The organism is Lysinibacillus sp. PWR01 (assembly GCF_043359455.1).
Lineage (GTDB): Bacteria > Bacillota > Bacilli > Bacillales_A > Planococcaceae > Lysinibacillus > Lysinibacillus fusiformis_F.
The window spans coordinates 227,217-239,698 of sequence record NZ_JBHERJ010000047.1 but is presented as its reverse complement, the minus strand read 5'-3'; the positions used below and the strand labels follow the sequence as shown (position 1 = coordinate 239,698).

11 protein-coding genes are annotated in these 12,482 nt (G+C 36.4%); all 11 read right to left on the bottom strand.

Annotation, left to right across the window (positions count from 1 at the left end; genetic code table 11):
- Positions 1–2 precede the first annotated feature (2 nt).
- The 11 genes from ACEVFT_RS08570 to ACEVFT_RS08520 all read right to left on the bottom strand — a co-directional run bounded on the left by ACEVFT_RS08570 (position 3) and on the right by ACEVFT_RS08520 (position 12,470).
- Positions 3–1,355: a hypothetical protein gene (locus tag ACEVFT_RS08570; protein WP_393949226.1), complete on the bottom strand. Its 1,353-nt coding sequence runs from the start codon at positions 1,353–1,355 to the stop codon at positions 3–5.
- Positions 1,352–2,533 carry a glycosyltransferase gene (locus tag ACEVFT_RS08565; RefSeq protein ID WP_393949224.1) on the bottom strand — a complete coding sequence of 394 codons (1,182 nt, stop codon included), beginning with the start codon at positions 2,531–2,533 and terminating at the stop codon, positions 1,352–1,354. Before ACEVFT_RS08565 ends, ACEVFT_RS08570 begins: the two co-directional genes overlap by 4 nt.
- A 127-nt stretch (positions 2,534–2,660) precedes the next feature.
- Positions 2,661–3,779, bottom strand: coding sequence for a glycosyltransferase family 4 protein (locus ACEVFT_RS08560; protein WP_393949223.1), 1,119 nt, complete (start codon positions 3,777–3,779; stop codon positions 2,661–2,663).
- A 94-nt stretch (positions 3,780–3,873) separates the two neighbouring features.
- Complete coding sequence (locus ACEVFT_RS08555) at positions 3,874–4,638, bottom strand: tyrosine-protein phosphatase (protein ID WP_393949221.1); 765 nt, start codon at positions 4,636–4,638, stop codon at positions 3,874–3,876.
- A gap of 31 nt (positions 4,639–4,669) precedes the next feature.
- A complete protein-coding gene (locus ACEVFT_RS08550) occupies positions 4,670–5,371 on the bottom strand; it encodes a CpsD/CapB family tyrosine-protein kinase (protein WP_036080346.1) in 702 nt (233 codons plus the stop codon).
- Positions 5,371–6,099: a YveK family protein gene (locus tag ACEVFT_RS08545; RefSeq protein ID WP_016992837.1), complete on the bottom strand. Its 729-nt coding sequence runs from the start codon at positions 6,097–6,099 to the stop codon at positions 5,371–5,373. The genes ACEVFT_RS08550 and ACEVFT_RS08545 overlap by 1 nt, the downstream gene beginning before the upstream one ends.
- Before the next feature lie 227 nt (positions 6,100–6,326).
- On the bottom strand, positions 6,327–7,886 hold the full coding sequence (gene rny / locus ACEVFT_RS08540; RefSeq protein WP_036080352.1) for a ribonuclease Y: 1,560 nt from the start codon (positions 7,884–7,886) through the stop codon (positions 6,327–6,329).
- 520 nt (positions 7,887–8,406) lie between these two features.
- A complete protein-coding gene (gene recA, locus ACEVFT_RS08535) occupies positions 8,407–9,471 on the bottom strand; it encodes a recombinase RecA (RefSeq protein WP_016992835.1) in 1,065 nt (354 codons plus the stop codon).
- 161 nt (positions 9,472–9,632) lie between these two features.
- The gene (locus tag ACEVFT_RS08530) at positions 9,633–10,892 is read right to left on the bottom strand and encodes a competence/damage-inducible protein A (RefSeq protein WP_026023399.1); all 1,260 of its coding nucleotides are present in this window, start codon (positions 10,890–10,892) and stop codon (positions 9,633–9,635) included.
- Between the two features lie 16 nt (positions 10,893–10,908).
- Positions 10,909–11,487, bottom strand: a complete 579-nt coding sequence (gene pgsA / locus ACEVFT_RS08525; protein WP_016992833.1) for a CDP-diacylglycerol--glycerol-3-phosphate 3-phosphatidyltransferase — start codon at positions 11,485–11,487, stop codon at positions 10,909–10,911.
- Between the two features lie 47 nt (positions 11,488–11,534).
- Positions 11,535–12,470 (bottom strand): helix-turn-helix domain-containing protein, encoded by a 936-nt coding sequence (locus ACEVFT_RS08520; RefSeq protein WP_176408485.1) that lies wholly within the window; start codon positions 12,468–12,470, stop codon positions 11,535–11,537.
- Between the last annotated feature and the right edge of the window lie 12 nt (positions 12,471–12,482).

Sequence of the window (12,482 nt, the reverse complement as noted above, 5' to 3'; positions counted from 1 at the left end):
CCTCACCTCTCATTCATCGTAAGTAGTTCCGTCTTACTTTTACTCATAGTCAGAGCTAACATAATTAATAAAATATGATATGGAAAATAATCCATGACAAATGAATCAAGTCCTATATTCGCTAGTAACACGATATAGAGAGGAATAGCGTTAATTGAGAGGATTTGAAAGCCTGGTGTATTAATAATACCGACATTCTCTCTAAGTACTTTATAGAGGCTTGAAATGTATAGTACTGACAAGGCTACTCCAAGTAAGCCTATATAATAGGGAGTTGATAAGTACATTGTATGTGCCATCTTCACCTTCGCAAAGCTTGTGCCAAATCCTGCTCCCAAAACAAATACTTTCGTGTTTTGAAGGATTTCATTGATAAATATGCTCCAACTACTCACTCGACCAGTGGTAATAGCATCTGTCGATATTCCTGACCCGAAAAACCGAATCCAATAAATTTCGAATAAAGACTCGTAAAAAAAATAGAGTACAACCCCACATATGATCACTATAAAAGTTGAAAATTTAATGGCTGTCTTCACATTATTTTTAATGAATACGATGAATGTCATCAAAATGAAAACGACGAATGTAATAATAAACATTTTGGAATATGTCAGTATGCCAAAAAACGCTAATATTACGAGTAATACAATTGACTTTTTCTCCTTTTTTCCATCCAGATTAAAAAGCACTAATAAACAAGCCATTGCTATTAATACTTGCAAACTAAAGTAGTTTGGATCTAAATCTAAACCCGTAAATCTTGTACTAATTGAGTTCATTGTCTTCACTGTATTCACAACGGTCATTGACTCTATAAAATGATCAATTTTTGGAACAGAATAACTGATTAATCGAACGATCGAAGCAGCTAGTAAACCCAATGCATAGATATACGTATACCTTCTGAAATATGTCCTCTCATTGATAGTCACTACTGCACAAAAGAGCACACTATAATTCAACACAAAGCCTAAAACTGCTATAAGATTGCCACCACTAATTAACGTTACGGCCACCGTATAAAACGCAAATAAGAAAAAGGTCAATAAGAGACGTTTTGATATACCTTGCTTTTGTAAAAAGATCGTCAAAATACTTAACAAAATATAGAAAGAACTAAGTACGACAAGCAGTGAATAGCCAGATATATCAAATTTAATGACATAAACCCATGAAATAAAAAACAATAAATAGTCAATTCGATGCTGCTGCTTATCTAGCAACATCGCCGTACTTGTTAAAAGAAAGAAGATCCAGAGAAATAGATTACTACCTGTATATATTTTTAATAAGACAAAGATACTAGAAATAATGCAAATGAGCACACTAAAATTTTTATTTTCCACTATCATATAGCATCAAACTCCAATTCTAGTTGCTCTTGAGCTTTTTCGTTTGTGTAGTGATTTTCTTCTATGTAATTTTTCATATTATTTAGTAATTCTGTATTTTTCATTACATTGGCAATGACTTGAAAGATGTCTTCAACATTAAAGCCTGTTATCAACCCGTTATGACCATTACATATTTGCTCACCTGCTGCAGCAAAGTCCGTTGTAATAACAGGCGTTTGTACAATTAATGCCTCCCCTATGACCATTGGATAGCCTTCATAGGCTGATGTTAAAATGAAAACATCACTACATTTTATATAGGGATACGGATTTTTTATTTCCCCTACAAATTCAACTACATCCTCTACGCCTAGTTGCAGAGCTAGTTGCTGATTGGCCAAAAGGTCTGGTCCATCCCCTAAAATGCGCCAGCGGAAATTATTTATAGACGCTTCCTTTAACAACTTACACAGATGTGGAATAAGGTCGAACCTTTTTGTACTATTTTCAATGCGACCAACAGATATTAAATCCAACTCGCTTTTTAGAAACGGTGTATATTGACATGCCAGCTCTTTAATCTCTTCAATTGGGAAAAAGTTATAAACCACTTGAATTTTATGTTGATATTCAGGAAGAAAATTTATCAAATTTTCCTTACATGCTACCGAAACACAGAACAATCGATCAAAATTTTTATAGGTTTTGACACAAGCGTCATAATTAAAATTCGCTTTAATGGGATCTGTATGGATCCATGCGAACTTACGATCTGCTGCCACAAAGTGATCTACAAATAAATTGGTACCTCTATTGAAATATTGATTAGGTACATCATTAAAATAAGAAATGGCGATATCATAATGACCATTAATACGATGTTTTTTTAATAGCATCGAGTAGAGGTTGTGGGAACCTATCAATCGAACGACTATCATACACACAATTCGTAAAATAATATGCCAGATGTTACTTCCTTTTTTCACTTCAGCAAAAGGTGTAGCAATTAGTTGCAACAGTAAGTTCCCTGTATTTACCTTCACATTGGAGGGAATATCGTTCATTAATTCCCCACCACTAAATGTAAAAACATCTATCTTATATTGCTCGTAGTGGCTGATTTCTTTTAGCATATTAATCAATGCCTTTTGGATACCACCCATTTGAAAATTTTGTGCAACAAATAATATCTTCATATTTAGTCCCCCTAAAAATCCAATACTATTGTAAATTTTCATATTGCTCTTACGATTGTGGATGAACAAATTTCCTCAATTGGGATATCGATTGCCGCTACGAGTCACTCCGTCCTTCGCACAGCTTTTATAAATTACTGTATAAATTAGTGATTCGTTTCTCCATTTTCGCCCAGCTATAACTTTCTTCGTACAGTGCCTTCATTTCATGAGAAATATCTGACCATTCTTTTCTACGCTTTACCAAATTCTCAATTCCTTTTTGTAAACTCTCTCTATTATAATCAATAAGTTCTCCAAAATTATTTGCTGCAACTACTTCCGACATTCCCGTATTTTTTACCATAATCAAAGGTTTACCAAGCATTAATGCTTCATAGAATTTATTGGGTGCAGCATAATAGTGGTTAGAAATGTTAGGATCATAAATAGCCGTCATAATGTCACAACTATTTTCTAACTCTATTGTTTTTTCATAGGGTAACTTACCATAAAAGTGAATGTTGTCATGCATTTTTGAAGTTTGCAGCAATGAATCGGCTAATTTACCAAATCCACCAATATGCAGCTCGTAACTTGGCGTATTCTTTACTACTTCAACCAATTCATTAATCAACCGATTTTCAGTAAGTATGCCTACATAAACTATTTTTACTTTTTTCGGATTCAAATCTAAGCGATTATTTGAATCTATATAACGCGGGGTATTATATATGATCTCTATTTTTTTAGGTGAAGCTTTAGCAATCTGTTCTTTACGCTTTTCTGTACATATAATGACTGCATCTACACTATTCAAAAGACGTAAATCTATACTTTCAATGACCTTTCCAATACTCGCTGGTCCATAAAATGGTGAGGTATACGAATCAAACATGTCATAGATTACTTTTTTACGCAGTAATTTCCCACATATTGTACCTATTAGTGCTGTATCAAAATCACAAGCGTGAATCATATCATACGTATTTTTATGGCGAAGTAACCACTGAAAAAGTTTAATCTGAAATTTTATAAATGGAAATAAGTTCCTTTTCAAACCTCCCCCAAATGTTGCAGGAATACCAAACCTTGTAATACGGATTGCATGTTCACCTTCTAGCAGTTGGTCCTTTACTTTATATTTATTATCTCTATCCCAAGCTAAAATGTGGACATTCCAATTATTTTTCACAAGGCAAAGTGCTTCTTTTTCAACCCTTGGGTCTGGTGAAACAGGGTTACTCCTCATAAAAACAACTCGCATCCCATACGGCCCCCTTAAACACTGAATGTCTCCAGCGCTTCAGCTACTTGTTGCTATCTTTTATATCCTTCCAGCTGAAAGATGCTCTCGCATTTTAAAAAAACTTCCACCATTTTTTTGTGAAAGTATCATCTGGTTCATATACAATTAATGGCTGATTGTTTATGATTCGTTCGTTGTTCTCAAGCAAAAAATCTACCATATCTAAGTCTTTTTGCTTTTCTAAATATCGAAGACCCCTTTCAAATAAGAAAGGACGTGTACTTAAGTTATGTACATCCGAACCATATGTATGGACAAGATTCGAGCGCACAAATTTTATTGAAAGCTTTTGGATGGCTTTTCCAAACAATCCTGCTAAACTTCCTGCTGTAATTTGTGCAAGTGCCCCCTCCCGTATAATTTGTTCCAAATGACTTGGATTTTCTGTAATGACTCTATTTCGCTCTGGGTGTGCAATAATGGGTGTTATGCCTGCTGTTAATAACGAGTAGATGATATCCTTTGTATATTTTGGAATATGATTAGAGGGGAGTTCCAACAGCAAATAATTGGAATGTGCTAGTGTATGTAATTGTTTTTTTTCATACAATTCTAGTATATTACCCGCCAAGCGTACCTCTTGTCCCGTGTAAAGTTTTAACGGCATGTTACGTTGGTCAATTGCCATTTGCAACTGTTCGATTTGTTCATTCACTACATTAAAAGGAACATTATACAATGGATGTAAAGCATGCGAAGTGGAAACAATCGTTGTAATCCCCTCCAAAACTGCCTGCTCAAATAAACAAAGTGTCTCTTCAATCGCTTTCGGACCATCATCGACATCAAATAATATATGACTGTGTATATCAATCACTGTACTTCACTTCCCTGTCTAAGTACTTGAATTAATAATAATATTGCTCATAATATTGATGGAGTGGCATTTTATAGTTATTTAATATGACGCCTAAAATATTTGCTTTTGAGGCTTCTAGGTTTGACTTTGCTTTTAACACACTTTCATTTTCTGCAACTCCACTGTTCACAATTAATAATGTACCATCACATTTATTGGACAAAATTTGAGCATCCGTCACAGATAAAATCGGTGGCGCATCAAAAATAATGATGTCAAACTCTTTCTTTAGGTTTTCTATAACACTCTCCATTACATTAGAAGCCAGTAACTCTGCTGGATTGGGTGGAATAGGCCCACTCGTCAAGACAAATAGATTAGCAATATCTGTACTATTGATAACTTCGGACATTGTAAAATGTCGTGTTAGTAAATTTGATAGTCCCCTAGCATTTTGCAATAGAAACGTATAATGCATTGTTGGTTTACGTAAATCTGCATCTACGATGATGACTCGTTTTCCTTCTTGTGCAAAAACAACGCCGATATTCGCTGCATTGGTTGACTTTCCTTCACCTGGTGTTGCAGATGTCACTAATATTGTTTTAATCTCTTTATCTGGCATTGAAAATGTAATGTTTGTACGGATTGTTCGAAATTGTTCAGAAATAAAAGATTGGCCATTTGCAATCGTCACAAGTTTTCGTGCCATTTTCACTAGCTTCTTTTTTTTCTTTTTTTTCCAGAACATTATGATCCCCTCCTCGTTTTACGGGATTTTATCCTAGCGCTTTTATTGTGAGCATCACTAATTTGACTAATCAAGCCTATAATCGGTAGCCCTACCAACTCTTCAATATCTTGCTCTGTCTTGATTGTAGTATCTAAGCTCTCTATTATAATTATGAAGGCAGCACTTAAAACAAAACCAATAAACGAGGCTGCTACTACATAAAGAGTTTTATTTGGCGCAATCGGTACAGGCTCCTTATCTAATTTTGCAACGGACAAAATATTAACATTATCAACCGTCATTAAAACTTGGATCTCCTCTTGAAACACATCTGCTATTGTATTGGCAATTTCTACAGCCAACTCTGCTTGCTTGTCTACAACATTAATATTGACGACTTGCGAATTATTGGCACTTGATACAGTAATTTGATCCATTAACACTTCAGGTGTGACATCCAAATCTAGCTTATTTATAACTTTAGATAAAATAGCTGAGCTTGTAATGATAATGTTATACGTATTAATAAGTCGGAGATCTGTTTCAACCTGTTGTACGCCTAAATGTGGTTGCTCTATATTCTTTTGGTTAACTAAAATTTGCGTTTCTGCCTCATAGGTAGGTTTTAAAATAAAGATGCTAATAAAGGCCGTAACCAACGCTACGAAAAGTGTAAAACTTATGATAAAAAGAAGATTTTCTCGGACTATTTTCAATATATCTTGTAATGTGATCGTTTCTTTCAATGCTTCTCACTCCTTGTCAAAACATAAACCAGTTGTAAAAACGGAGTATAACTAGGCTGGTTAATTTTTAAAAGGTATTCATGTTGAGGCTAGTTCACTATGCTTTATTCCATACTATATTGTTGGAATCATCCATTTATTCTTACTGGGTAGATTACATCGAATTTTATTCACATACAAAAAGGCATCCCCTGACCTCGGTCAAGGGATGCCTAATATTTTATTATTTATTTCGCGTATTCCACAGCACGTGTTTCGCGAATAACTGTTACTTTAATATGACCTGGATAATCGAGTTCTTCCTCAATACGTTTGCGAATATCACGTGCAAGACGATGAGAGGCTAAATCATCAATTTTTTCAGGTTGTACAATAATACGAATTTCACGTCCAGCTTGAATCGCAAAAGATTTTTCTACGCCATCATAGCTTTCTGAAATTTCCTCTAACTTTTCAAGTCTGCGGATATAGTTTTCAAGTGTTTCACTACGTGCACCTGGACGAGCTGCTGATAATGCATCAGCTGCAGCGACTAATACCGCAATAACAGATGTTGCTTCAGTATCACCATGATGCGAGGCAATACTATTAATAACAACTGGGTGTTCCTTATATTTTGTTGCTAATTCCACACCAATTTCGACGTGGCTTCCTTCAACTTCATGGTCAATTGCTTTTCCAATATCATGTAATAAGCCTGCACGGCGAGCCAATGCTACATCTTCGCCAAGTTCAGCAGCAAGTAATCCTGCCAAATGTGCGACTTCAATTGAATGTTTTAGGACGTTTTGTCCATAGCTTGTACGATATTTCATGCGGCCTAAAATTTTCATTAAATCTGGATGTAAGTTATGAATACCAATTTCAAATGTAGTTTGCTCACCTGTTTCGCGGATTTGTTCATCCACTTCACGTCGAGCTTTTTCCACCATTTCCTCAATACGAGCTGGGTGAATACGACCATCCTGTACAAGTTTTTCAAGTGCAAGTCGTGCTGTTTCACGGCGAATTGGATCAAAGCCTGATAATATAACCGCTTCTGGCGTATCATCAATAATTAAATCAATTCCTGTTAACGTTTCCAATGTGCGGATATTACGGCCTTCACGACCAATAATACGTCCCTTCATTTCATCATTTGGCAAGTTCACAACAGATACAGTTGTTTCTGCTACGTGATCTGCAGCAAAGCGTTGTAGTGCTAATGATAAAATTTCACGTGCTTTTTTATCTGAGTCTTCTTTCGCACGCGTTTCAGCTTCTTTCGTCATCACAGCAATATCAGTTGATAACTCTTTTTCTACTTCATTGAGGATAATTGATTTAGCTTCATCCCTAGTTAAAGCAGAAATACGTTCTAGCTCTGTTTTTTGTGATGCCATGAGCTCGTCCACTTTGCTCTCCATCTGTTCAATATGCTGTTGTCTTTCAGCTAGAGCTTGTTCTTTGCGCTCTAAGCCAGCTTCTCTCTTATTTAGAGCATCATCTTTGCGATCAAGATTCTCTTCTCTTTGCAATAAACGGTTCTCTTGTTTTTGAAGTTCTAAACGACGTTCACGAATGTCATTTTCAGCTTCAGTACGAAATTTGTGAGTTTCATCTTTGGCTTCAAGTAGTGCTTCTTTCTTCATTGCCTCCGCTTCTCGTTTTCCTTCTTCAACGATTGTTTCAGCGACATGTTTAGCACCAGTGATTTTTGAGTCATTCACTTTTTTCATGTAGATATAGCTAACAGCGGCACCAACGATGAGTCCAAGCAAAGCGGAGATGATAGTAATTCCATCCATATGAACACCTCCTCTTGCTATTTGGGTATTACAGTTTCAGTCGGCGCATACATCTATGTCGCCTTAGCTAAAATGCACCAGATTTTTTAGAATTTGTGCAAAACCCGTTTCATTGGCCAAAGGCATTATCTTCATCCACTAGGCGTTTAGACATCCATTTTAAAGGATATTTCACTATAAAACATTTGCTAAATGAAGATAAAATGTACTGCCTATTTAAAGTCATAATTCAGAAATTATACATATTTAATTGTATAGCTAGCCTCAAGCTCTGTCAAGGATAGTCGGGCGTCTGTTCGCCACCTTAGCCAAAAAAAAGTAAGTCCTATCCATTCAGCGAATTTTTTTCCTATTACTATTTCACTAGAAAATTTTCACGTTAAATACAATTAATAAAAAAACAGTACATTAGAAATAAACACCGAAATACAGCTTCTCTCTTATTATGTGTAAAAATTTAAGAATATAGACAAAAAAATGCATTGTCCCCTCAATAAAGTGGGAACAATGCAATCATTAATTATTCTTCTTCAAGAAGTAACATTAATTCTTCATCCATCTCTTCTTCATCATCATGTGCAGCAATTGTATAAGAAGAAGCCGCAATACCATAAGAAGCTCGGATTTTGTTTGCTATGTCTTCCAGGACAGCAGTATTTTCCTTTAAATACTGTTTAGCATTTTCTCGTCCTTGACCTAAGCGCTCATCGCCATATGCATACCAAGAACCGCTTTTTTGTACAATGTCTAATTCCACACCTAAATCGACTGTTTCGCCTTCTTTAGAAATTCCTTCTCCATACATAATATCTACTTCAGCTGTACGGAAAGGTGGTGCTACTTTATTTTTAACAATTTTAATTTTAGTTCGGTTACCAACAATATCATTACCTTGTTTAATAGCTTCTGCACGACGCACTTCTAAACGGACAGAGCTGTAGAATTTAAGTGCACGTCCACCTGGTGTTGTTTCTGGATTACCGAACATAACACCAATTTTTTCACGAACTTGGTTAATGAATATAGCAATCGTTTTTGATTTATTAATCGCACCTGATAGTTTACGTAAAGCTTGAGACATTAAACGGGCTTGTAAGCCGACATGAGAGTCACCCATATCCCCTTCAATTTCAGCTTTTGGTACTAAGGCAGCAACAGAGTCAATTACGATAATATCAATAGCACCACTACGCACTAATGCTTCTGCGATTTCAAGTGCTTGTTCACCTGTGTCAGGCTGTGATAATAATAGCTCATCAATATTAACACCTAATTTTTGTGCATAGATTGGGTCTAATGCATGCTCAGCATCGATAAATGCTGCTTGTCCACCTGTTGCTTGTACTTCAGCAATGGCATGCAGAGCAACAGTTGTTTTACCAGATGATTCTGGACCGTATACTTCAATAATACGTCCACGTGGATATCCACCCACTCCTAATGCAGCATCAAGTGCAAGTGAACCACTTGAAGATGTGGCAATTTCTAAATCGGTTTTTTCCCCGAGTTTCATGATGGAACCTTTACCAAAATTCTTTTCAATTTGTTTTAGAGCCTGTTCTAAGGCTGCTTTACGATCACTCATTCATTTTCCTCCTTCGAAAACTGTTCACTGTTTTTATCTATCTCTACTATACTTGTTTTTGAGAAAACACGCAAGAAAAAAGCGAACATTTATTCGATTTTCCTTCAAAATAAAAATTTGGATAGTTTTCCTCTACCCAAATTCCTATGTTTTAATCTATTTTAATAACGTTTTGTGTAGCCACGTTCTTCTAACAGCTGCATTAAATAGTGGCATGTAAATTTCACCGCACGGAGTCGATTCGTATTCCGCATGCCTGATAAATGAAGTAAATATGTAAGCGGCTCCTCATCATTTATGGCAATACCAATCCAAACAGTACCTACTGGCTGATGATCATGCGCAGTGGGACCTGCTTCTCCTGTAAGGCCAATCCCAATATTTGTAGCAAATTTCTCACGAACAGCACTTGCCATTGCCGCCGCACACTCAGCACTCACAACACCATGTGTATCAATTAATTCTTGTGAAATGCCTAGCTGTTTTACTTTCGCATCTGCTGCATAGGTAACAACGCCTCCTATAAGAGCATTGCCTACCCCTGGAATTTCCGCAAGCTCAGATTGAAATAACCCAGCAGTTAAACTTTCTGCAGCCGCGATTGTTAGCTTATTATCCAATAGCATTTCTACCGTTTTTGAGGCAAGGGAATCATCATCTACACCATATTGATAATCACCAACAAGTGCTTGTATTTCCGCAACCTTTGCCTTAATAAGCTGCCTAGCTTGCTGCTCTGTTGCGGCTTTAGCTGTTACGCGTAACGTTACCTCACCATCAGAAGCAAGTGGAGCAACTGTTGGATTGGTTTGTGCATCTAAAATATTTTGAACTTGTACTTCAAGCTCGGCCTCACCAATTCCATAAAATCGCATAACATGTGATGCAATGATCCCTCCATCATTAAGCATCGCAGCAAGTTTAGGTTTAGCCTCAAATTGAAACATTGGTTCTAACTCTTTTGGAGGTCCTGGTAATAAAATATAAGTGCGATCATTTTTTGTGAAGATCATACCTGGAGCCATTCCATGGTGATTAGCTAATACTTCACTCCCTGCTAAAATTAATGCCTGTTTACGATTATTTTCCGTCATTGGACGTCCTCGTTTAGCAAAAAATTGCTCAATATACGTCAATGCTACTTCATCAAACTCAAGAGAAACACCAAGATGACGTGCAATCGTTTCCTTCGTTAAATCATCTTTTGTTGGACCCAGTCCTCCCGAAAAAATAATGAGATCTGCACGAGACTCTGCCACTTCGATAGCTTGTTCTAAACGCTTTGCATTATCGCCCACTACGGTATGATAAAAAACGTTGATGCCAAGCTCGGATAGCTGGCTTGAGATAAATCTCGCATTTGTATTCGTAATTTGACCTAATAATAGTTCTGAGCCAACCGCAAGAATTTCAGCATTCATGATCCCAAGACCTTTCTTATTTAGACTCAAGTAATACACGTCGATTTAGATAGAAATAATCCCACCCTGACCAAAGTGTAAAGAACAATGCAATATAGAGCATGATTTTATCAAATGGAATACCAACCAATGTAAAGATTGTATTGTGTAAAAGAGCAGCAGCAATCGCTACAATTTGTGCCCAAGTTTTAATTTTACCAAGCTGATTGGCAGCGACCACTTCTCCTCCACCTGCCAAAATCAAACGTAAACCCGTAACAGCAAATTCACGACTAATAATAATGATAATTACCCAAGCAGGTGCCATCTTAAGCTCGACCATTAAAATAAAGGCTGCTGAGACAAGTAACTTGTCAGCTAAGGGATCTAAAAATTTCCCAAATGTAGTCACAAGGTTATACTTACGTGCGTAATAACCATCCACCCAATCGGTTGTTGAAGCAAAGATAAAAATAAGTGCACCTATAAAATGATGGATTGGCATCTCAGCACCAAAAAGCGATAATGTTCCCCAGCCAAAATCAAACATCATAACAATGACAAAGAATGGAATAAGCAAGATTCGAGAGATGGTAATTTTATTTGGAATGTTCATTTTTCTAACACCTTTCATGATGAAAGAAAGTAGTCATCATAGGATGACTACTGTTCTTTATTGAAATTGATGACGATATTTTGCGTTACAATTTGTTGTGCATACGTTAGAAGTTCGTCATTAATATAGATTTTAGCTTGCGTTGAATTACCGAGACGAATACGAACATAGTTTTGTGTTGAGGCGTCAAATTCAACTACTTCCCCGGCATTATAGACACGCGTATCTGTTAAGATTTCTTGTTGCTGTTGATTGCGAATACCAACAAATGTAGGGCCTGATATTTCGATTTTAAGTTTCATTGTATCCGTCCCTGTTAACGTATAAGAAGTTGTCGCTCCATCTGCTTCAACAGTACCCGCGGAAATTGTTTGCTTCATCTCTTCAGTTTGATCAGTGTCATCTTCATCAGTTGGTGTTTCTTCTGTAGCTTTTGTATCATCTTTATCTTTATCATTTTTCTGTGCATCTTTATTTTCTTGTTCTTTTTTATCCTTCTCACTATCAATTGGATTGACATTTGTGTCATATTCCATCTCAGGAGTTGGATTTACTTCTTCGCTTGTCCCTGGACTGTTTTTTGATTGCCATAGCACCCATATAGCCACAATAATGACTACAATAAATAAAGCAACAATGATTTTTGGCATAGCCTCCATCATTTTATTCGAAGGGCCTTTCGTTACTTTTCTTCTGCTAGGGCTATTCGTCATCGATTGACTTACTTGATCATTTGGAGTGCTCGGTAGTTCATTTTTATATGTCTCTAAAATTTCTTCCGCGTCCAAACCAACAGCTTCTGCATATTGTTTAATAAAAGCTCGTACATAAAACGAGCCAGGCATAATGGAATAATTGCCCTCTTCAATTCCTACTAAATAACGTTTTTGAATTTTCGTTATTTCTTGTAAATCGTCTAAGCTGTAGCCTTTAGACAGTCTCGCCTCTTTCAGTCGAGTCCCTAATTCTGCCACTAATAACACCTACTTTAACAT